The sequence below is a fragment of the Halanaerobacter jeridensis genome (genome assembly GCF_016908315.1).
Taxonomy (GTDB): Bacteria; Bacillota; Halanaerobiia; order Halobacteroidales; family Halobacteroidaceae; genus Halanaerobacter; species Halanaerobacter jeridensis.
This window is the reverse complement of the sequence record NZ_JAFBDQ010000003.1, coordinates 58,326-80,893: the sequence shown is the minus strand read 5'-3', so window position 1 is coordinate 80,893 and position 22,568 is coordinate 58,326. Positions and strand designations below refer to the sequence as shown.

The 22,568-nt window shown below is 32.7% G+C and carries 21 protein-coding genes; 16 read left to right on the top strand and 5 right to left on the bottom strand.

What is annotated here, in order from left to right; translation table 11 throughout:
- Nucleotides 1-152 precede the first annotated feature (152 nt).
- The 6 genes from miaA to dapF all read left to right on the top strand — a co-directional run bounded on the left by miaA (nucleotide 153) and on the right by dapF (nucleotide 4,330).
- Nucleotides 153-1,085, top strand: a complete 933-nt coding sequence (gene miaA, locus JOC47_RS03375; RefSeq protein WP_204700571.1) for a tRNA (adenosine(37)-N6)-dimethylallyltransferase MiaA — start codon at nucleotides 153-155, stop codon at nucleotides 1,083-1,085.
- An 18-nt stretch (nucleotides 1,086-1,103) separates the two neighbouring features.
- Nucleotides 1,104-1,400 (top strand): hypothetical protein, encoded by a 297-nt coding sequence (locus JOC47_RS03370; protein ID WP_204700570.1) that lies wholly within the window; start codon nucleotides 1,104-1,106, stop codon nucleotides 1,398-1,400.
- A gap of 110 nt (nucleotides 1,401-1,510) precedes the next feature.
- Nucleotides 1,511-2,419: a phosphate ABC transporter substrate-binding protein gene (locus tag JOC47_RS03365; protein WP_338035309.1), complete on the top strand. Its 909-nt coding sequence runs from the start codon at nucleotides 1,511-1,513 to the stop codon at nucleotides 2,417-2,419.
- Nucleotides 2,420-2,571: 152 nt separating this feature from the next.
- Nucleotides 2,572-3,120, top strand: a complete 549-nt coding sequence (locus tag JOC47_RS03360) for a hypothetical protein (protein WP_338035308.1) — start codon at nucleotides 2,572-2,574, stop codon at nucleotides 3,118-3,120.
- 100 nt (nucleotides 3,121-3,220) lie between these two features.
- Nucleotides 3,221-3,445, top strand: a complete 225-nt coding sequence (gene hfq, locus JOC47_RS03355) for an RNA chaperone Hfq (RefSeq protein ID WP_204700569.1) — start codon at nucleotides 3,221-3,223, stop codon at nucleotides 3,443-3,445.
- A gap of 45 nt (nucleotides 3,446-3,490) precedes the next feature.
- The gene (gene dapF, locus JOC47_RS03350; RefSeq protein ID WP_204700568.1) at nucleotides 3,491-4,330 is read left to right on the top strand and encodes a diaminopimelate epimerase; all 840 of its coding nucleotides are present in this window, start codon (nucleotides 3,491-3,493) and stop codon (nucleotides 4,328-4,330) included.
- 65 nt (nucleotides 4,331-4,395) lie between these two features.
- On the opposite strand, the gene JOC47_RS03345 is transcribed toward dapF, so the two are convergent.
- From JOC47_RS03345 to JOC47_RS03325, 5 genes are all read right to left on the bottom strand, one after another.
- Complete coding sequence (locus JOC47_RS03345) at nucleotides 4,396-4,809, bottom strand: hypothetical protein (protein ID WP_204700567.1); 414 nt, start codon at nucleotides 4,807-4,809, stop codon at nucleotides 4,396-4,398.
- Nucleotides 4,810-5,014: 205 nt separating this feature from the next.
- A complete protein-coding gene (locus JOC47_RS03340; RefSeq protein ID WP_204700566.1) occupies nucleotides 5,015-5,392 on the bottom strand; it encodes a PulJ/GspJ family protein in 378 nt (125 codons plus the stop codon).
- Complete coding sequence (locus tag JOC47_RS03335) at nucleotides 5,385-6,191, bottom strand: type IV pilus modification PilV family protein (protein ID WP_204700565.1); 807 nt, start codon at nucleotides 6,189-6,191, stop codon at nucleotides 5,385-5,387. Before JOC47_RS03335 ends, JOC47_RS03340 begins: the two co-directional genes overlap by 8 nt.
- 25 nt (nucleotides 6,192-6,216) lie before the next feature.
- Nucleotides 6,217-6,798, bottom strand: coding sequence for a hypothetical protein (locus tag JOC47_RS03330; protein ID WP_204700564.1), 582 nt, complete (start codon nucleotides 6,796-6,798; stop codon nucleotides 6,217-6,219).
- A gap of 142 nt (nucleotides 6,799-6,940) precedes the next feature.
- Nucleotides 6,941-7,783 (bottom strand): DUF4349 domain-containing protein, encoded by an 843-nt coding sequence (locus tag JOC47_RS03325; protein WP_204700563.1) that lies wholly within the window; start codon nucleotides 7,781-7,783, stop codon nucleotides 6,941-6,943.
- A 389-nt stretch (nucleotides 7,784-8,172) separates the two neighbouring features.
- Here JOC47_RS03325 and JOC47_RS03320 point away from each other — a divergent pair, with 389 nt between their 5' ends.
- The 10 genes from JOC47_RS03320 to JOC47_RS03280 all read left to right on the top strand — a co-directional run bounded on the left by JOC47_RS03320 (nucleotide 8,173) and on the right by JOC47_RS03280 (nucleotide 22,465).
- Nucleotides 8,173-10,179, top strand: coding sequence for a UvrD-helicase domain-containing protein (locus JOC47_RS03320; protein WP_204700562.1), 2,007 nt, complete (start codon nucleotides 8,173-8,175; stop codon nucleotides 10,177-10,179).
- Nucleotides 10,179-12,380, top strand: coding sequence for an ATP-dependent helicase (locus JOC47_RS03315; RefSeq protein ID WP_204700561.1), 2,202 nt, complete (start codon nucleotides 10,179-10,181; stop codon nucleotides 12,378-12,380). The genes JOC47_RS03320 and JOC47_RS03315 overlap by 1 nt, the downstream gene beginning before the upstream one ends.
- The gene (locus tag JOC47_RS03310) at nucleotides 12,373-13,191 is read left to right on the top strand and encodes a PD-(D/E)XK nuclease family protein (RefSeq protein WP_204700560.1); all 819 of its coding nucleotides are present in this window, start codon (nucleotides 12,373-12,375) and stop codon (nucleotides 13,189-13,191) included. The genes JOC47_RS03315 and JOC47_RS03310 overlap by 8 nt, the downstream gene beginning before the upstream one ends.
- 18 nt (nucleotides 13,192-13,209) lie before the next feature.
- Complete coding sequence (gene recJ, locus JOC47_RS03305) at nucleotides 13,210-15,501, top strand: single-stranded-DNA-specific exonuclease RecJ (RefSeq protein WP_204700559.1); 2,292 nt, start codon at nucleotides 13,210-13,212, stop codon at nucleotides 15,499-15,501.
- A gap of 128 nt (nucleotides 15,502-15,629) precedes the next feature.
- Nucleotides 15,630-16,322: a PilZ domain-containing protein gene (locus tag JOC47_RS03300; RefSeq protein WP_204700558.1), complete on the top strand. Its 693-nt coding sequence runs from the start codon at nucleotides 15,630-15,632 to the stop codon at nucleotides 16,320-16,322.
- A gap of 471 nt (nucleotides 16,323-16,793) precedes the next feature.
- Nucleotides 16,794-17,867 (top strand): carbohydrate ABC transporter permease, encoded by a 1,074-nt coding sequence (locus JOC47_RS03295; RefSeq protein ID WP_204700557.1) that lies wholly within the window; start codon nucleotides 16,794-16,796, stop codon nucleotides 17,865-17,867.
- Nucleotides 17,867-18,733, top strand: a complete 867-nt coding sequence (locus JOC47_RS03290) for a carbohydrate ABC transporter permease (protein WP_204700755.1) — start codon at nucleotides 17,867-17,869, stop codon at nucleotides 18,731-18,733. The genes JOC47_RS03295 and JOC47_RS03290 overlap by 1 nt, the downstream gene beginning before the upstream one ends.
- Before the next feature lie 164 nt (nucleotides 18,734-18,897).
- Entirely contained in the window at nucleotides 18,898-19,023 is a 126-nt protein-coding gene (locus JOC47_RS15645) for a hypothetical protein (RefSeq protein ID WP_275579363.1), read from the top strand.
- Between the two features lie 253 nt (nucleotides 19,024-19,276).
- The gene (locus JOC47_RS03285) at nucleotides 19,277-20,671 is read left to right on the top strand and encodes an ABC transporter substrate-binding protein (protein ID WP_239550893.1); all 1,395 of its coding nucleotides are present in this window, start codon (nucleotides 19,277-19,279) and stop codon (nucleotides 20,669-20,671) included.
- 105 nt (nucleotides 20,672-20,776) lie between these two features.
- A complete protein-coding gene (locus JOC47_RS03280) occupies nucleotides 20,777-22,465 on the top strand; it encodes a glycoside hydrolase family 13 protein (RefSeq protein WP_204700556.1) in 1,689 nt (562 codons plus the stop codon).
- Nucleotides 22,466-22,568 lie beyond the last annotated feature (103 nt).

Below are 22,568 nucleotides of genomic sequence, written 5' to 3'. Positions count from 1 at the left end.
AAAAAATAAACACATAAAATAGAATTGTAATCTTGCAGTATTAATTAATATTGTAGGACTATAAATACAATGTTTTGACTTTTGTTTTTTAGGTTTCTACTCATCACTCTTTTCTCATTACTGCTTACTATTTTTTATAGGGGAGTGGTATAGTGCGTGAACAAATCCTTGCTTTAGTAGGACCAACTGCAGTAGGAAAGACCAAATTGTCGCTGCGTTTGGCCCAGGATTTGAAAGGAGAAATTATTTCTGCAGATTCAATGCAAATTTATAAAGGAATGGATATAGGAACAGCTAAAGCTTCGCAGGAAGAAAGAGACTTGGTACCTCATCATTTGCTTGATATAGTAGAGCCTGACGAAGAATTTAGTGTAGCAGATTTCCAAGAAGAAGTTGATGAATTGATACCTGAAATTGATCAACGAGGGAAGTTACCAATGTTAGTGGGGGGGACTGGTTTATATGTTAAATCAGTGATTGAAGGGTTTATCTTCCCTGATATGGAAAAAGATTGGGATTTAAGAAATAGATTAGAGGAAGAAGCTGAGGAAAAAGGAACTGAATATGTACATGATAAATTAAAAGAAATTGATCCTAAATTAGCTGATAAATTACATCCAAATGACTTAAGAAGAGTAATTAGAGGAATAGAAGTTTATCGTCAAACGGGTAAGACTAGCACTCATTTCAAAGAAAAAGCCAAAGAACGTCCTCCGCGTTATGATGCAGTCAAAATTGGTCTGTTTCGTGAACGAGAAAAATTATATGAACGGATTAATGACCGAGTTGATCAAATGATTGAGCAAGGACTAATTGAAGAGGTTAGAAGTCTCTATCAACAGGGATATGATCTTGAATTAACATCAATGCAAGCTTTAGGATATAAACAATTAATCAAGCATTTTGAAGGAGAATATGATTTAGAAGAAGCCATTAGATTGATTAAAAGAGATACCCGTCATTTTGCTAAACGCCAATTAACTTGGTTTAAAAGAGATGATGATATTAAATGGTTTGATGTAGGAGAATATGAATTTGAAGAATTAGTAACTGCAGTAAAGAGTGAGATTAGCGAAGCGTTATAATCGTCAGGGGGTAAAAAAATGGTTAAAATAAATGAACAGGTAGGTAAATTGATTACTAAAATGAAGGAAGACCAAGATAGCCCGATTAAGAATATAAGTATAGAATGTTGTGCCTGTTCATGTTCTGATGGTGAGCATGAAGAGTATGTTTATTGCCCAATTGTAAGCGGATATGTTTGTGATGTTTGTTGTAGATTTGAATTATGTAATGATTATCAACTAGTTAATGATATATTAGGAAAAGAAATCTTTTCGTCTAATGAAGAAGTATTGATGTTATGTGAAAAGTACTGTTCTAGTGAGTTGAATTTATAATCTAAATTAGTTAATAATAAAAAAATATAAATTATTAAATTTAAAGGAGGTGGGGAACCTGGTTATAATATGATATGGGTGGTATGATTAATTTATAGCCAGGACCAACAGTGTTAAATAAGAAATCTAGTTTATTAGTAGTGCTTATGTTAGCTTTAGTTGTGATAGTTACTGCTTGTGGTGGTTCTGCCCCTGAAAAAAATAATAAGCAACAAGGGCAGCAGGAGAAAGAGCAGCAGAGTGAAAAGCAAGAAAAGAAACAGAAAAATAATGAAGGTGGTTTATCAGTCCAAGGTTCTTCTACAGTTTTACCGATTGCCCAAAAAGCAGCTGAAGATTATATGCAGAAGAATCCTGAAGCTAGTATTAGTGTTCGTGGGGGTGGATCAGGTAATGGAGTTGCTGCATTGATTGATAATGCAGTTGACATAGCAAATACATCCCGCTTTATTACTGATGAAGAATTTAAGCAGGCTGATAATAATGGAGTTTATCCTGTGCCGCATAGAATAGCAATGGATGGTATTGCAGTAATTATTAATCCAGAGAATGGGATTGAGAACTTGACTTTAGAAGAGTTGAAACAAATATATACTGGAGAAGTAGAAAATTGGAAAGAATTAGGTGGCCCAGATGCTGAGATTGTTATTGTGTCTCGAGATTCTAGTTCTGGAACTTTTGAAGTGTTTGGTGAAATTGCATTAGATGGTTCTCGAGTAGCTCAAACTGCTTTAATGCAGTCTTCTAATGGAACTGTAAAAAGCACAGTCTCTAATACTAAAGGAGCTATTGGCTATATAGGATTAGGCTATTTAACAGATGATGTTAAAGCAGTGAAAGTTAATGGTGTTATGCCGACTAACCAAACAGTAGCTAGTGGAGAATTCCCGATTTCTCGACCTTTATTTATGTTTACTGATGGTTGGCCGGAAGGAGTAACTAATAAATTTATTAATTTCATTTTAAGTCCTGAAGGACAAAAGATAGTTAAAGAACAAGGATATGTACCTTTATATTAAAAAAATATGTTATAACAATCAGCTGTGGGATTGGTCCTGCAGCTGATTTAATTTTTTTATTATTAATTTTAGGAAGAGTCAACATCTTTTTCCATCATGCAGCATATAATTATAGAAACGGTAATGAGTAAAGATGGAATATAAACAGGGGGGTGAGGAGTATACTAAAAACAAGCCTTGCTGTTTTTTTAACTGGTTTAGTAATTAAGTTAATGGATGACTATTTGGACCAAGAGATTGATAGATTGAATAATCGCAATGCCTTAGCAGTAAAGTTAAAACGAGGGATTGTTCCTTATAGCTTATTGTTATTTAGTTTTGCGATATTATGTAATTATAAATTAGCAATTTCATTATTTTGGGCTAGTTATATTGTAGGAATGGGAATTAATAAAACAGAATTGCCATTTACTTTAAAGATGTATCAAGAAGTATTTTTATTATTAATAATTGCTTTTTTAGTATTAGATAGCTCTCAATTTTTATTTGCATTAATAATTATTTTATTTATTCAAGCAGTTGATGATTATATAGACTATTATCGGGAAAAATATATTGCAAGAGATAACTTTATTAATTACTTTGGGCGCTCGGGGACTTTTTTTATTATTATATTTTCTTTAGTTTTTAGTTTGAATCTTAACTGGCAGTTAACTTTATTGATAATCGTTTTTAGCTTTTTAATTAATCTTTTAATGTAAAGCTAGATATATTTTTAGATAAAGTAGTAATTAAGCAGGAAAAAAGATAATTATATAGAAAAAGCTAAATTAGATAATATAAATAAAAGGAGGAAAAAAAGTGGGAAATAAAATTAAAATTCAAGATAAGTTTTTAAATCATGTACGTAAAGAAAAGATCCAAGTTACTATTTATCTTGTTAATGGAGTTCGTCTAACTGGAACTGTAGAGGGATTTGACGACTTTATTATTATGGTTGAATCAGATAAAGGTCAGCAAATGGTTTATAAACATGCTGTATCTACCATTGAACCAGCTAAAAAAGTAGATAATTTATTTGGATAAACAGTTAATTATAAGTTTATAATTTTAAAATGGAGGTCTTAGAAAATGAAATTCACTAAAATGCACGGTTTAGGTAATGATTTCATCTTACTTAATTGCTTAGGAGGAACTGTTGATAACCCTTCACAATTAGCTCAAGAGATGTGTGATAGAAATTTTGGAATTGGAGCTGATGGACTAGTTTTAGTTTTACCGTCGGAGATAGAAGAAGCTGATTTTAGAATGAGAATTTTTAATCCTGATGGTAGTGAGCCAGAAATGTGTGGTAATGCAATTAGATGTTTTGCTAAATACTTATATGAAAGAGATTTAACTACTAAAACTAATTTAAATGTTGAAACTTTAGCTGGGATTATAAAGCCTAAACTTATTTTAGAAGATGGAGCAGTAAAGTTAGTTAAGGTCGATATGGGCCAACCACGTTTGAAGCGTAGTGAAATCCCAATGAAGGGAGAAGAAAGTGAAGAAGTAGTTAAAGAGCCAGTAGAGGTAGCTGGAGAAAAATTTGAAGTTACTTGTGTCTCCATGGGGAATCCCCACTGTGTTATTTTTGTAGATGATGCTGATGAAGCTCCAGTGAGAGAATTAGGTCCTAAAATAGAAACTCATGATTTATTCCCTGAAGATATTAATGTAGAATTTATAGAAGTTGTTAATGAAGAAGAATTAGAAATGAGAGTTTGGGAACGAGGTGCTGGAGTAACTTTAGCTTGTGGTACGGGAGCTTGTGGCTCTACAGTAGCAGCTATTTTAAATGATTTAACTAAACAAAAAGTTACGGTTCATTTACTAGGTGGAGATTTAGTAATTGAATGGGCTGATGATGACCATGTTTATATGAGTGGTCCTGCTACGGAAGTATTCACTGGAGATTATCTTAACTAATAAAACTAATTTTAAACCCTGATTAGGTATTGAGAAATGCCTTGATCAGGGTTTTTATTATCTAATTAATACTCTCTCCAAGAGGCAATTACTAATCCATCTGATTGACCATCACCATTGTGGTCAATACTTTCTAATTGTGCAATGATAGTTTTACTAAGGTCTTGGTAGTGACCTTTAGATATAATCTGATATTTAAAAGTAGCATCCTTTTTTATTACAACTTGGTAATTAACTGTTGCTAATTGACCTTTGATAGAATTTTTTTTACTTAAATCAGGCTCGATTTTATTAAGATAAACAAGAGCAGTTTCGATCCCAGTTTCTGCTCCATAAAATGCTTTGCTTGAATTAGTAGCAAAGACTAGATTGTCGCTATTGCTGCGTGAGATAAAATTAAAGGCATAGACTAAACTTAAAAGAGTTACAATTATAAATATACTTAAAATCATCGTTAAACCATCTTCATTAGCAATCATTTTTGCACCTCACTTTGAGATTTCAAATTGATATTAATATTAATTTGACGGGGATAAACTTTACGGTGGATAGTTTGCTGAAGTTTAATTTTTTCTTTAGTATCTGTTTGAGCTATCTTCTTTTTAAAGTCAAATGATAGAGCTATTAATTGCTTGTCAGTAAAAGAAAATATGTTGTTATTATTAATGATTTCTTGGTCAATGATTAATTTAAAATCTTCCAGTAAATTATTTTTTTCTGCTTAAAGTGTGGTTGATAATTGCTAGTTTGTAAATATAAATTTTTATTTTGGAGTAGATAGTGATAATATTTAAATTGATTATTAGCTGTTTTTGTTTTCAAAATTATTTCTTGGCCAGAATCATTAATCATGATATTTAAAGCATTTCTAATCTGCTTAGTGATTTTTTGAATAGCAGTGCGATTTCTTTGTAGTATAGACTGTTCTTTATTATAAGTGTAAGAGTTCCAACTGAAATTACTAATTTGAATAATTCCTAAGCCGATAATAGAAAAAATGATTACTACAAAGAGAACCTCTATTAGAGAATAGCCTTTATTATGGTGATTTAAATTATTCATTCCCATCACTTCCTCGCCAAAATTTAGTAGCATGTGATATAAAAATAACTTTATCTCGTCTACTATTGGCTACTAAATCGCCTAATATTTCTTTAGCAGTTCTACCTTCAGCCGGAATAGTATAAATTCCACTCTGATTAGTCAAACAGTAGAATTTCCCGTTAATTGCTTCTTTATAGAGTAATAAATAACCTTCTTCCCACCAATCATAAAATCTAGGATTGCGATAAACAAATTTTTCAGCTTCAGTCATTGAAGTATTAAATTGGGGATAGTAATTACTTAATTCTTTAAGATTTCCAGTTCTGCGATCCCAAGCTGGGAACTGTTTTTGCAGTTTTTTATAATTGGCTAATTCTTGTTTAGCGGTTAATAGTTTTTTTAAGACTTGATTAGAATTAATTTTTTCATTCTTAATCGAGAAAGGGTGAGTACTGTAGATAGTACTTAAACTAACTTTTTTTTCTTGCAATCTTTCTTTCCAAAAGATAGTGACTTTAATCTGTCTAAGTTTGCCTTTACTGATTGTAATCTTTCTTTTGAACTGTTTTGAGTTAGGGCCATAGCCTTTAATTTCTCCATAATCATTTATAATAGTTGCAGATTTGGCTGATTTGCTTTTATATTCTTCTAAAGTAGACCTACATAAATCTAAAGCTTGATATCTTAATGTTTGTTGTTGTGCCCCGAAATTATTAAGAAAAAAGCTGCTAATAAATACTAACGATGTCGCAAAAATAGCAATGCTAAAGGAGAGTTCAATTAGACTAAAGCCGCTTTCATTTTTCCAATTATTCATTTTTTCACCTCAATTATTTAATAAATTAAAATTTAACTAAGTCTTTCAATTGTTCTTGTTGCTTTTTGTTTGTATCTTTTTTTTCTTTAATAGTTAGACTAGAACTATAGCTAGTTAACTTATAATATTTATGGTTGCCATTATAAATAAGGATAAAGCGATTAGCTCCCTTTAAAGGCTGCTGAGTTAATACCTCTTGTGAAGGATAAAAAGGTGAGGAGTTCACTAAATTAGTATTTGCTGGAGCATAATAATAATATTTTTCTGCTTCTTTTATTTTATTTTGAAGTAACTTTGCTAATTTAGGATAATGCTTTGTTATGTCTTTTAAAGTAGCATATTTATTATTATTTTGTTGGGGTAGAGGAAAATTATAGACTGGATAATAGCCGTGATTAAAATTAAACTTTTCTAAACTCAATTTAATTATTTGCAGTTGATGAATGATTTGTTGGTCTATTTCTTCTTTTTGAGCTGAATTTTTAGTCTGAATTAAAGGGGGGACTAAGAGTATAATTAATAATGCAAATACAGAAATCACAATTAATAATTCTAAGTAAGAAAAACCTGCTGCTAATTTATAATTTAGATTAGTAAGTAAGCGCAATGTGTACTCCCCCTTTAGATACAGAAAATAAATTACTAATTATTAACATTATTATATATAAAATACTATATAAAAATAAAAATTCCTGCATAAAGGGTAAAAAAAGAAAGCCGTACTTAAATACGGCTTTCTCTAAAAAATATTATTTATTCTTTTTCTTTTGATATAATTTATAAGCTATTAGAGCTAAAACGCTAATTAAAAGTAACCAGGGTAATAAAGCACCTGAGATAACTATAATTGCATTAATGCTGTTTACGAATTCTTGGATGGCTTGCTTAAGACTATTGAAAATCCCCCACGAATTATTATTGATGACTGGTTTTGGTTCAGTAAAAGTAATATTGATAGTTGAGAAGTTAATTTTATTATTATAATAATTTAATTGGCCCTGAATTTGTTCAATCTTTCTCCGGACACGATTAAGTTCTTTTTCAATTGTCAACATATCTTTAACATTTTTAGCTTGGTTTAAAAGTTCTAAATACCTCTCTTCTTGGGCCTTAAAGTTTTTTAAACGAGATTGTAAGTCGATATATTCTTTAGTTATATCGCGGGAACTAATCTGTTTATTATTGACTGCACCTAGTTTTTCTAATTCGCTAATTGCAGTTTGGAAATTTTCCTGCGGGATTTTAATATTATAACGATAATATTTTCTATCACTTTGCCATTGATTTGAATTAGCTAAATAACCATCATAAGTCTTAATAATTGTTTTAACTTGCTCAGGAATAGATTCTAACTTTTTAGTGATAATTTTTCTTTCTATAGTTTCTTGTGCCTGATATTCTTCTGCTTTAAGAGCAGATTTTCCACTGGGTTCTGGAGACCCATATTGATTAGATACAGACTCAGTCCTCATAGTGGATTTTACTTTGCTTTGTTGATCCATACTCTGATTACCTTGGCAGCCAGAAATGATAATTAAAATACTAATTACAACTAATAAAAATGATTTTGAAACTGTAGATTTTTTTGTCATAGAATACCTCCTTTTCTATATAAAGTTGCACTTTGCAGTGAAGCTTTATAGCTAGAAGTAAGTAGCTAGGAGGTAGTAGTAAAAAACATAAAATCAAATTCAAAACCTAAAACATTAACCTAGTATTCAATAATTCAAAGCTGTGAACTGTTTTTTGGTTTTGAATTTACTACTAGCTACTAGCTTTTATCTACTAGCTAGTGGCACGATAGTGCCACTTTATATAGATTATACTAAATTATATTCATTACTACAATGTATTATTTCTCCCAGAGTAGTCAATATCCTTTTAAGCAAGGAATTTTATTATCAATGCAGAAATGATAACAAAGGGAATTAAAATTTTAAGCTGATTTTTAGAGTCTTAAGTCTGATTTGGAGGGGTTTAAGTGCATAAAATATATGTGGGACCAACTGGAAGTGGGAAAACTACTAAGTTAGAAGATAAATTTCATCAGATTGCTAGAGAAAATAAAACAGATAATTGTTTAGTATTATTAAATCAAGGTTCAGCCGTGAGTAAATGGCGCTCTGAAATTGAGCTAAAACAGGCTGGTAAGTTAAATATTATGACTTATTTTGGTTTGATAAATCAAGAAGTAAAAAGATTTTGGGACTTAATTGAAGAAAATTTAGAAGGTGTAAGACAAAAACTAGAGCCAACTTTTATGACAGTCGAGCCGACGCATTATTTAATGACTTCTTTAGTTAAACAAGCTAGAGAAAAAGGAAGTTTTATTGAAGTTAATGCTACTGAGCAGCAGATAGCTTTACAGTTAATTAATAACCTCAATTATGCTGCTTTAAATACATTAGATTTAGAAGAGGTTAAAGAGCGTTTGGCTAATTGGGCTTTAGTAGAAGAACAAGAGATGTCCTATCAGAATGCGTTTACGATTATGAAAAGGTTTAGAAATATTTGCTTAGAAAGACGTTGTTTAGACTATTCTTTGGTGATAGAACTATATAATAAATTTTTACTAAATAATAAAGAATATAATCAATTTCTAAAGAAAAATTATAATTATTTAATTGTTGATGATTTAGAAAAAAGCTCTCCCGCAGCCCAAGATTTAATTGCTAAATTACTAGAAAATGTGCAGGAAAGTTATTTAGCTTATAATCCCGCTGGAGGATTTGAAAAGTTTTTTGGTGCTGCGCCGGAACTTGCGGCAGATAGATTCATACAGGGAGGAGAAGTGATTGAATTAAAAGATTCACATACTGCTTCAGTTGAAGCGCAGGAAATGTCAGAAGCAGTAGCAGATAAAATTTTAGATGGGAGTCAACTGAGTTATAATCAATTTATTGCTCACGAGCAAATTATTCACGAAAAATTTCGTGGGGAAATGTTAACTAAGGTTGTAGAACAGGTCAAAGAGTTAATTGCTGATGGTGTTAAAGCTGAGAATATAGCTTTAATAGCACCGCAAATAGATAAAATTTTAGAGTTTATTTTAGAGCGAGAATTAGATGATGAAGACTATTCGGTATTTAATTTGCGCCGCGAAAGACGCCTTTTAGATAATTCTTTTGCTGAAGTATTAGTGGTCTTAACAATTTTAACTAATCCTAATTGGAATTTAGAATTAAACTTTTCTTCGTTGATTGAAACCTTTGATTTGATCTTGGATTTAGACCCTGTACGAGCTGCTTTAGTAGCTGAAGAAGTGGAGGGATATGAACTGCCTGATTTAGAAGCTAATCCACATTTAAGAGAACGGATTGGTTTTGATAAAGCTAATCAATATGATACTTTCAGAGAGTGGATTAAAGATAAACAAGAACAGGAATTTGAGTTAGAATATTTCTTCCGCGAAGCATTTGGAGAGTTATTAGCTCCGCTCTTAGACTCGATTTCTGATGAAGCTGAGAAAGAAGAGATTATCTTATCTTGTCGTAAAATTATGGATTCAATTGTTAAATTTAAACGAGCCGTTAAAGAGTTTAAAGCAATTGACCAACGGGCTATTGGTTCTAAATTCATTGAGATGGTTTTAGATGGTACTTTAGCAGCTGAGTTATTATTTGGCACAGAGAGTAGAGAAGATAAAGTTGTATTGGCAACCCCTTATACTTTCTTATCTTTACCTGATGTGGAAGAAGTCGAACATCTATTTTTATTAGATTTATCTAGTGAGCTATGGCTATTAGGTAGTGGTAAGGAATTAAGTAACCCTTATGTTTTATCGCGGGCCAATAGCGGAGAATGGGGCGATAGAATTGATCAACATTTGCGCAGAGAGCAATTAGCCGATTACTTACAAGGTATCTTTAATAAAACTACAGAGAAACTTTATTTAGCTGATAGTGATTTAAGCAGTCGCGGCTGGGAACAAGAAGGACAGTTAGGAGAATGGTTAGCTGAAGATAGAGTAGAAGAGGTGAATTATTAATGTTTGATTTATCGGAAATTGAATTGAGACCTGGTCAAGATGAAGTATTAAAATATGACTCTGGACACTTAGCAGTACCAGCGGTACCAGGTGCGGGGAAGACGTTTACTTTGGCCCATCTTGCAGCTAAGTTGATTGCTGATGGGAAAGTACAGCCTGGTAAAATATTAATTGTAACTTATATGAATTCTGCTGTAGCTAATTTCAGAACTAGAATCAATAACTTTTTAGAAGCTTATGGTTTAGCAGAAAACAGAGGTTATGATGTCAAAACCCTTCATTCTTTAGCAGTTAATATTTTAAAACAACGCTCTGATTTAGTCTTGATTAATGATGACTTTACTGTAATTGACCAACAGCAGCAGAGTCAAAGCATATATAATATTACAGCTCAGTGGCTAGTTAATAATCGACAGCGTTGGAAAAAGACTTTAAGTAACCATCGTAAAGCAGAAAAGTTTAAAAAGAAATTCCCGCGCATTGTGCAGAGTTGGATTAGTTATCTGAAAATGAGGGGAATTAATCGCTCTAAAGCACTACAGTTACATAAACATACTTTTGATTCTCAGTACTTATCGTGGGCTTTAGAATTATTAGTAGCTTATATTGAAGAATTAAATGAAAATGCCTGGGTTGATTTTGATGATTTATTGATTAATACTTGGAAGCTACTTAAATCTGATGCTGAATTTTGTCAACGTTTAAGTAATAAATGGACTTATGTTTTTGAAGATGAAGCCCAAGATTCAAATTTAGTGCAGGAGACTATTTTGAAATTAATTGCAGGGGATGATGGTAATTTAGTACGCGTAGGGGACTCTAATCAAGCAATTATGGGTACCTTTACTGCAGCTAATCCTAAAGTTTTTAGAGACTTTTGTGCTCGTGATGATGTAAAACAGGAGTCAATCCTTTATTCAGGCCGCAGTAGTCAAGATATCATTGATGTAGCTAATTATTTAGTTGATTGGACTCGTAAAGAACATCCTAATTCGGCTTGTCGTGATGCCTTAGAAGAACAAAAAATTCAAGCTGTGGGCCCTGAAGAAAATCCTACGACAGAAGGACATCAAGTAGCAGCGAAAGTATTTACAACGCAGGAAGAAGAGATAGATTGGATTGTGAATCAAGCTAAATTTGAATTAGAAGATAATGAAGCTCAGAAGATAGGAGTTTTAGTACCTAATAGTTATGTGCAGGAAGATGTTGTGAATGCCTTAGAAGAAAAAGACCTACCGGTTGAATCAGTAGGGGATTTAAAACAAGGACAGCAATTTACTATTTCGGCTTTAATAAAAGCTATTGCTTATTTAGCTCAACCACAAGATGAAGAAAAATTACTAGAACTGTTAACTGAGGTATTTATGAAAGATTTCTCTAATGAAGAAGATAAAATAATTGCTAAATTATTTAAGGAAGAAAATATAGAAGAGATTATATATCCCTTAGGCGGGCAATTATCAGCAGCTAAATTGCCAGAAGAATTATTTAATAACCAACAGTTATATCAACAGTTTAACCGAGCCCAAGAGAAGATTAAAAATTGGCTAGAGGCTAGTGTAGAACTACCACCTGATGAATTGCTATTATTTGTGGCTGAGAGCTTAGAATTTGAAGGTGAATTATTAGCATTAGTGCAGGGAATTGCTCTACAAATCAGAGATCAATTGCGTTTGAATCCTGAATATAGATTAATTGATATTATGGGGCAACTAAATGATTTAAAACGTTCTTTCAATCAATTAGCGGATAAATTTAATAAATTAAGTGGATTTCAACCCCAAGAGGGAGTTATCACTGTATTAACTGCTCATAAGTCAAAAGGATTGGAGTGGGATACTGTATTTGTCAACTCTATTGTCCATGATAGTTATCCTATTACCTTGAATGATCGTTTCAGAGGTGAGTTTAACTACTTAGTAGATGGGCGCAAAAATCCTAAAGCGCAGGTAGAAGCTGAATTAGAGAAGTTAGTTGATGGTCAGTCTTATCAAGATTCTAACCGTGAAGCTAAAATAAAAGTGATCAAAGAACGGATTAGATTATTGTATGTAGCAATCACTAGAGCGGAGAAAAATTTATATTTAAGTAGTCACTATAAACGACGTAGTCCATTTAATGATAGTTGGTGGAATGTTAAACCGAGTTTAGTATTTCAAATTTTACAGCAGTATTTAGAAGGGAGCAATCATCATGAGTGAAAGAAAAGTTGATGAATTATATTTTAGTGCTTCATCACTGCGTACTTATCGTACTTGTCAATTAAAATTCAAGCGACGTTATATAGATGGTTTATTTTGGCCTGATGATTGGGTCAAGGATAAAGAAAAGAAAGAAACACAGCGCTTAGGTCAATTATTTCATACTTTAGCTGAGAGATACTATTTGCGGGGCAAAGTGGTTGATTCTAAGGAAGTAATTGAAGACAAAGTAGTTAAGTGGTTAGAACGCTTAGTCGATTTTAGACCTTATAATGAGGAAGATCAATTTTTGCCTGAACATCGTCTGCAGTTTAATAATCAGGGGTTAAAATTACTAGCTAAATATGACCTATTGCATATTACTCAGGACAATCGAGTTGTAATTTATGATTGGAAGACTTACCGTAGCAATTCTAAAAAAAGCTTCTTAAAAAGAAGTATGCAGACCATTGTTTACCGTTATTTATTAGCAAGAGCGGGAGGAGATTATTCACAAACAGGAGAGTGGGCAGCAGAAGATATTACTTTGATCTATTGGAATCCTCGTTTTCCTGATGATAGCAAAGAACTTCCTTATACTAAAGAGCAGTATGCTAGGGATGAAGATAAGATTAAAAATATAATTGAGCAGATTAAAGAGACTAATTTTGCAGTAGATGAAGATGTTTTAGCAACTAGTGAGAAAAATAACTGTCTTTCTTGTGAATACAGACCTATTTGTCATGGAGAGCCGGCTTTAGAAATAGAACCGAAGGAAGAAGATTTAGAATTAATGGAAGATTGGGATGAGATTGATCCGATATCTTTTTAAGAAGGGAAGGTAGAATAAATGGGAGTGCAAGTTGATTATCAAGAAGAAATAGAAGTTCCACAGTGGCTGCTTGATAAAGTTGATGGCGAAGAACTCTTAGCAAAATTATTAGTGCAGCGGGAGATTGATACTCCACAAGAAGTTGAACACTTTTTAAATCCGGACTCTTATCAACCTGTAGAGCCTGGAGATTTTCCAGGGTTAATGACAGCGGCGGATATAATTTTAAAGTCAGCAGCAGAGGAAAAAACGATTTGTGTCTATGGTGATTATGATGCTGATGGTGTTACTTCTACTTCTATTTTAATGTTGATGCTACAGAGAATAGCCACAGATGTTGATTATCATATTCCAGATCGTTTTAGTGAAGGTTATGGTTTGGATAAAGGAGTAATTGAAGATTTGGCTGCAGCAGGAGTAGATTTGATTATCACTTGTGATTGTGGGATTTCTAATTGGGAAGAGGTTGAATTTGCTAAAGATTTAGGTTTGGATATAATTGTGACTGACCATCATGACCTGCCGGAAAAACTACCGGAGGCAGCAGATGAAATAGTATCTCCTAAATTATTAGACCCTGAACATCGTGCTTATCATTTGCCGGGTGCTGGAATCACTTATTTTTTGGCCCAAGCCGTATTAAGTAGAGCAGGTGAGGATAAATTAGCTGCTAGTTTAATTGATTTTGCTGCTTTGGCCATAGTAGCTGATGTGGTTAAATTAAGAGGAGAAAATCGTTATTTGCTGCAGAAAGGTTTGGAGTCTTTAGCTGCTACAAGTTGGCCTGGAATAGCTGAATTATGCCGAGTAGCAGGCGTAGAACTTTTTCAAATTTCTGAAGTGGATATTGGATTTAGATTAGGACCTCGTTTAAATGCTGCTGGTAGAATTGTAAAAGGAGATTTAGCAGTAGAGTTGTTATTAAGTCAGGAAGAAGAACGAGCCAAAACTTTAGCTGATAGATTAGATGAAATTAATCAGCAGCGACGTGAAATAGGGACTAAAATGAGAGAAGAGGCTTTAGATTTAACAGTAGATAATGACGGAACAGAGGCAATTGTATTATATCAACCTCATTGGCATCAAGGAGTAGTAGGAATTGTTGCTGGCAGATTGGCAGAAAAATTTGGGGTTCCGGTTTTATTACTATGTAATAAAGAAAATTCGGAGGACATAATCACTGGTTCAGCGCGTTCAATTGAAGGGATTCATATTCGCGATGCTTTGGCCCAAATTAAGGAGTTATTGCTTAGCTTTGGAGGACATGCTGGAGCAGCTGGATGCTCACTACATAAAGAAGATTGGCCTACTTTTAAGCAAAGATTGGAAGAAATTTTAAAGCAACGTTTAGCAGAATTAGGAGAGCAAAGAGAGATTAAGGTTGACCAACAGTTAAACTTAGCAGCAACTAATTTGGATTTATATGAAAAATTACGTCAACTAGCTCCTTTTGGGGAAGGAAATCCGGAACCATTATTTTATGATAAGGGTTTAGAAGTAGTTAATTATCGGACATTAAATACTGAAGACAATTTAAAGTTAACTGTTAGTGATGGCAGAGTGCAGCGGACTGCTTTATGGTGGGGAGGAGATAAAGAAAAGCTAGCCGATGAAGTAGATGTAGTGTACACCCTACAGTCTAATACTTGGCAGGGGCAGCGTAATTTGCAGTTAGAAGTAAAAGAAATAATTAAAGAAACAGAAGATTTGACTACTGAGCGGGAGTTAGACTGTGAATTAATAGATTGGCGTAATTGGTATCACCGCGGGCGTGAATTTCCCAAATTTGATGATGCTCTATATTATTATGAAGGTCCTCCTCAAGATTGGCCTGTAGAGGTTATAGATCGCTATGCAGCTGATAAGAGTGATGATTTAGTATTATTATCTTGTCCACCTGATTTAAAAATTGTTAAGGATTTGTTATATACAGTAGACCCTAAACGTTTGATTTTAGCTTATACTGAACAAGATTTAGAATTAAGCAAGAAATTTATTAATCATTTAGTCGGATTAGTCAAAAATGTATTAGAGAATAAAAATGGTGTTACGGATATATATACATTAACTATTTTAACTGGAGAACGAGAGTTAACTGTGCTCTTAGGCTTAAAATATTTACAGTTTAAGGGACAACTGAGAGTGCGTTTTATTAAGCCAGATAAAATTTTATTATCTCGCCGTAAAATAAAAAAAGAAAAGAATAATAAAGAAGATTTGCAAGATTTATTAAGCGAAAGTAGAGCTTTTAGAAGTTATATGCTTAATAAAGAGCTATCCCAGCTTGAAAAATTAATAAATTTAAGATAAATTTTCTAATTAAAAGAAGGGATTAAGATATTTATCTATAATAACAAAAAGTGGATAAGCAAAACTTAAATTATATTTTAAATGATAATTTTTATTTGAAATGTAAGAAAGAAAGAAGGTGGAGTATTATGTTAGAATTTGACTTTGATAATAGTCGTAGAATCAATAATTTAGATTTAAAGAGTAAATTGATTCCTAAAGATATTGTTAAATTAGGAGTGGTTATGGAACAAGAAAAATATAATTGTCTGGCTAAAATAACTGATGTAGAAACGGAAACACTTAAATTTAAATTAGTTAATGAATGTAATATTCCACTTGATATAGGGCAAGAATTTGAAATTATATTCATGCAGAAAACGGGAGTTTATAAGGTCTTAGTAGAGTTAGAAGAAGTGATTAATAATGGAGAAGATTTAATCTTAAAAGTTAGAGCTAAAGATAAGAACTATAAGATTCAAAATAGAAGTTATTTCCGTTTGAATATATATAAGAGAATTAATTTTACTAAAATCACTAAATTTGATGCAGAATCTGAGATACAAGAGTACCAAGGGGTAATTGAAAATATTAGTGCAGCGGGAGTTAAATTAGTAACACATGTACCCTTAGTAAAAAGTAGTCATCTTAATCTAGATATTAGTTTTGCTGGTCTTTCTTTTGATAAAGTAATCGCTAAAGTTTCTAGAGTTGATAATAAGGCAACCTCCTTTAAAGAAGCTGAATATTATGAAGCAGGGTTAGAGTTTGTATGGGAAGATTTGAGTCACCAAGATGAGTTAGCTAATTGGTTAAATCGACAAACTAACAGATATTTATAGAAATTCTTTTAAAATTCTTGACAATTAATCTTATATTCACTATAATTAAATTAGCATGAATCGAAGAAGTTCATGCTTTTATTTTTACAGTTTCAGTAACCGGTTTCAGAAACGCGTTACAAAATAATAAAATAAGTTAGTTTTAAAAATATAAGCAATAATCCTATAACCCAAAATTATTAATTATCAAGCTAACTTAATTAAAATCAAATTTATAATTATTTTGTAGTTGATTAAAAAATAAAGATGACTAAGGTATAAGATGAAGTTATTATTAATTACAAGTTTGAAGAAAATATAATTATCATAATTTAATACTAATAATTTATATAAGCCTATAAGACCTTCCTTTATCTAGTTGCTAGTGTTTTCACAGGATCAGTGAAATTCATTACTGAACTAGTTGAGGTGGGTTTTCTTTATTTTATAATCAACTGTATTTATTGTTGCCTAAAAAAAGGGGGGGGCTTAATGAGTCAAAAGTCTAGTATGTCAGAATTAGCTAAAAAAGAACAGAGAACAGCGTATAAGTTATTGATCCCGACGATGTTAATTTTACTCTTAGTTGCATTTTATCCTCTAGCACAAGTCTTTGTTACTAGTTTTACTAATAAGAGATTTGCTAGTTCCCAAAAAACAGAATTTGTAGGTTTAAGGAATTATCGCAAGTTATTAGGTGTAACAGTTAAAAAATTAGAACCACAAGTTAATCCCGATACAGGGAAGGTGAAAGTGGACTCTGAGACAGGTGAAAAAGTATATAAGCCTGCATATGAAGCATTGCCATCGGAACCATTTCTTTATGAAAAATTATTTACTGTTGGGTTCTTTGGTAATAAATATGTAGTAGGAGCTTCGGATGCGGACTTTATGAGTGCCATTAAAAACACATTGATATATACAATTGTGGCAGTAACTTTAGAAACGATAATTGGTTTGATTATTGCCCTGACAGTTAACAGTAACTTTAAAGGTCGAGGCGCCATGCGAGCAATTATGTTAGTACCTTGGGCTGTTATTACAGTTGTTTCAGCTGAAATTTGGGCTTGGATGTTGGAACCAAACAGAATGGGATTATTTAATACTGTAGGAGATATGCTCGGTATAACCGAAGGTCAAATAAACTTTTTAGGAGATCCCTCACTACAGTTACCGTCCTTGATTGCAGTTGATGTGTGGAAGACAACACCATTTATGGCTTTGCTGATTTTAGCAGGATTGCAGTTAATTCCGCAATCTTTGTATGAAGCTGCACGAGTTGATGGTGCTAGTAAAGTACGGCAGTTCTTTACTATTACATTGCCTTTAATAAAACCAGCTATTGGTGTAGCTTTAATCTTCAGAACTCTAGACACATTAAGAGCATTTGGTGTGTTCCAAGTTCTATTAGGAGATCGTGTTTACTCCTTAGCTACTTATAATTATTTTCAGTTAATTGGAAATAGAGAGATGGGATTAGCATCTGCTATTGGAGTAGTAATCTTTATATTTATTGCTATCTTTGCGTATGCCTATATTCAAGGGTTAGGAGTTGATGTCGAATGATGACTGACGAAAGAATTCAAATTCTTAAAAAAGTAGGCTTTTGGTTTATAATCGGCTTAATTTGTTTTTATTTACTATTTCCATTTTATTGGGCAGTTAACTCTTCATTAAAGACAGAAGATCAGTTGATGATGATGCCTGCTACTTTTGTACCTCGTGATCCTGATACAGGAGCAATAGACATCTCATTAACAAATTATAAACAATTATTTAATAATGATACCTTTATGAGGGGTATACTTAACAGTGCTATAGTAGCGACCAGTACTACAGTCTTATCATTAATGGTTGGTTCATTCTCCGCCTTTGCTTTAGGTAAATTAAGGTTTAAAGGTAAAAAACTGAGTTTATATGTCATATTATCGATGACCATGTTCCCACAGGTTACCGTATTAACTGGTTTGTATGCTTTAATCAGGCAGTATAATTTAGGGCCAAGGTTTAGTATGATTTTCTCATATATGTTATTTGCATTACCATTTACTACTTGGGTCTTAACTTCATTCTTTAAAGATCTACCTGATGAAATAATGCAATCTGCTCAAGTAGACGGAGCAACTGCTTTTCAGACCTTTAGATTGATCTTATTACCATTGACTGCTCCGGCATTAGTAACTACAGGATTGTTAACATTTATTAGAGCGTGGAATGAATATCTATTTGCTTTAACCTTTACATCCTTTGATGCTGAAGCGCGAACCGTTCCTGTAGCTATTGCATTGTTTAGTGGTGAAGTTTCTAGACAGGAACCAGCAGGAGCTAAAATGGCCGCAGCTGTATTGGTTACATTGCCTATTGTTGGATTAGTATTATACTTCCAGAAGAAGATCGTAAAAGGTTTAACTGCTGGTTCAGTAAAAGGATAATAATAAGGAAATCTTCCTTATATAATTATATAAAGCAATTACTAATTATTAAATTGCAACTAAGGAAGGAGGTAAAATTTCCTGTAAAATTATTCAAATCAAGGTAAAAAACTTTTTAATTTATTGCCTAGATATAGGGCACCCTATATCTAGGAGGTGACAGAATGAAATATTTTAAAAGCTATAAAAAATCAATCCAAAATATTAAAAAGGAAGGTGGTGAAAATCCTGCTTATAGCAAAGACTATGCATATTCTAGATACAGGAAAAGGTTGTTGGAAATCGCTTAATAATTATAACCTGATAAAAAGAATCAATTTTCAAATAGCTTATATAGGGCAAAGCACCACGTAGAGAAAGGACTTTGCCTAGAATGTAAATTTAGGGACAGGTAACACCTGTATCTTTCTAGCACCTTGATATTGTAGATATTAAGGGCAGGAGGGAAGATTATAATCAAGCGATTATACCTAATACGATCTAATCCTGTATGATTGTGGTCTATGTATAGCTTTGCATAGATTTTTATAAGCAGGTAGTGAAATGGTTTTATCTAAGAAGAAAGGTTTTGTTTTAGTTTTAGGTATAGTATTAATGTTTTCATTATTAGTAACAGGTTGTGGTGGTGGTGGCAATCAAAGTAGTGATCAACAAGCTCAAGATCAAGCTCAGGAACAAGAACAGTCTCAAGAAGAAAGTAGTAGCGATAAGAAAGTTGTTAAAGTAGGTGTAGGAAATGTTGGTAAAGAATTTGAAGTAACTAAGAAAGCTGCAAAAATGTATGAAGAAGAAAATCCTAATATTGATATTGAGTTAGTTTCTATGCCGGAAAGTTCTTCTGAGAGATATTCTTTATACCTACAATACTTAGAAGCACAGAGTAATAAGTTAGATGTTTATCAGACTGATGTTATTTGGTCTGGAGATATGGGTGAACACTTCATAGACTTTAAAGATTATATGTCCCAAAGTGAAATCGATAAGTTCTTTAAAGGTAGTATCAAGAACAATACTGTTGATGGAGAATTAATTGCTATTCCATGGTTTGTCGATGCTGCTGTAATGTATTATAGAACAGATTTATTAGAAAAATATGGATTCGACAATCCTCCAAAAACTTGGGAAGAGATGGAGAAGATGGCAAAGAAAGTTCAAAAAGGAGAACGTGCTGAAGGTAAGCAGGACTTCTGGGGATTTGTATGGCAAGGTGAAGCTTATGAAGGTCTAACTTGTGACGCTCTAGAATGGGTTTACTCTAATGGTGGCGGTGTAATCGTTAGCCCTGATAAGAAAGTTACTATCAATAACGAAAAAGCTGCTGAAGCTATTACTATGGCAGCAGATTGGATTGGTGAGATCTCTCCTCCGGGTGTAACTGGTATGAAAGAGGAAGATGCTCGTAAGATGTGGCAAGGTGGTCACGCATTATTCATGCGTAATTGGCCGTATGCTTATCCATTAGCTAAAAGTGATGATTCTGCTGTTAAAGGTAAATTTGATATTGCTCCGTTACCTAAAGGAGATAGTGGACACGGTGCTGCTACTTTAGGTGGATGGCAATTAGCTGTTAGTAAATATAGTGACAACAAAGAAGCAGCTGCAGAAGTTGTTAAGTTTCTAACTTCTTATAAGATTCAGAAGTTAAGAGCTATGGAAGCAGGATTAACTGGTAGTAGAAAAGCTCTTTATAATGACGAAGAAATTATAAACGAGAATCCGTACTTCAAGACTTTATTAAGTGTATTCCGAAACAGTACACCTAGACCATCTACTCCAGTAGCTCCTAACTATAACGAAGTATCAACTGCATTCTTTAAATCTGTTTATTCTGTACTAAACGGTGAAAAAGAAGCAGGAAGTGCTTTAAGATCTCTTGAATATAAGTTAAAGGATATTACTGGTTTTGAATCTGGAGAACCAACTAAAACTATAGAGTAAAGAATTAGTTAAGATCAAGTAATAACTATTTAGTCTCCCACTTGAAGCAATTTGCTTTAGGTGGGAGACATATTTTAATTACGGAAGACAAGGAGTTGAGATTATATGGAACAACAGTGGTGGAAAGAAGCTGTAGCCTATGAAATTTATCCACGGAGTTTTAATGATTCTGATGGTGATGGAATTGGGGATTTACAAGGGATTATTGAAAAAGTAGACTATTTAGATAAATTAGGAATAGATGTTGTTTGGTTAGGTCCAGTTTATCAGTCACCTAATGCTGATAATGGTTATGATATTAGTGATTATAAAGCAATTATGGATGAGTTTGGTACATTGGATGATTGGGAAGAACTATTAGATGAATTACATAACAGAGATATGAAATTAATTATGGACTTAGTAGTTAATCATACTTCTGATGAACATCAGTGGTTTGTAGAATCTCGTTCTGCTAAAGATAATGACTATCGAGATTATTATATTTGGAGGTCTGGAGAAGAAGGAACTCCACCGAATAATTGGGAGTCTAACTTTGGCGGCTCAGCTTGGCAGTATGATGAAGAAACAGGAGAATATTATCTACATTTATTCCATCAAAAGCAGCCTGATTTAAATTGGGAGAATCCAGATCTTAGAACTGAAATTTATGAGATGATGAAATGGTGGTTAGATAAAGGAATTGATGGCTTTAGAATGGATGTTATCAACTTTATTTCTAAAGAACCTGAACTGCCAGATGATAAAGATAATGAGGGAGAACTACCTACAGGAGCTAATCATTATGTTGATGGACCTAAAGTCCATGATTATTTACAAGAGATGAATCAAGAAGTATTGAGCAACTATGATATTCTGACTGTAGGAGAGATGCCCTTTGTGGATGTAGATGAAGGAGTTAAATATGTCAGTTCTGATCGAGATGAGTTAAATATGTTATTCCACTTCGAACATATGTTAGTTGATACACCTGAAGGAGGACGCTGGAGTGGAACTGGCGAATGGAAGTTAACAGATTTAAAAGAGATTATTACTAAATGGCAGGTTGAAATGCAGGAGCAAAATGGTTGGAATAGCTTGTATCTCAATAATCACGATCAACCGCGTGCTGTGTCTAGATTTGCTAATGATGAAGAGTATAGAGTTGAATCTGCTAAGATGTTAGCTACTTTGCTATTAACTTTACGTGGTACTCCTTATTTATACCAAGGTGAAGAAATTGGCATGACTAATTTCCCTTTTGAAAGTTTAGAACAAGTACAAGATGTAGATACTTTAAATAAGTTTAAAGAAGAGAAGAAAAAAGGTAATATTGATAACTTCGCCGATGCTAAAGAAATTATTAGAACGTGGAGTAGAGATAATAGTCGAACTCCAATGCAGTGGGATAATAGCGAGCAAGCTGGTTTTAGTGATGGTGAACCATGGATTGATGTTAATCCTAATTATGAAGAGATTAATGTAGCAGCTAATCTTGCTAACCCTAACTCTATTTTTCATTATTATCAAGATTTAATCGATTTAAGAAAAAGTGAAGATGTGTTAGTCTATGGTGATTATCGTTTATTGTTAGAAGATAGCCAAAGTATTTATTCTTATTTAAGAGTTTTAGAAGGAGAAAGAGTATTAGTAATGCTAAACTTTAGTGCCGATGAAACTAAGTTTGAATTACCACAAGATATAGATTTTTCAGAGCAGGAATTATTAATTAATAATTATGAAGTTAGAGCTGATTCTGAAATTAAAGAGATAGATTTAAAACCTTATGAGGCTAGAGTATATAAATTGAGTTAAAGGATAAGTATAAGCAAAAGCATAAAAAGCATAAGTATAAAAAATAAGAGTTTGAGTATAAGTTTAAGGAATAAGTAAAATTTAGTAAATAATCAAAATAAGC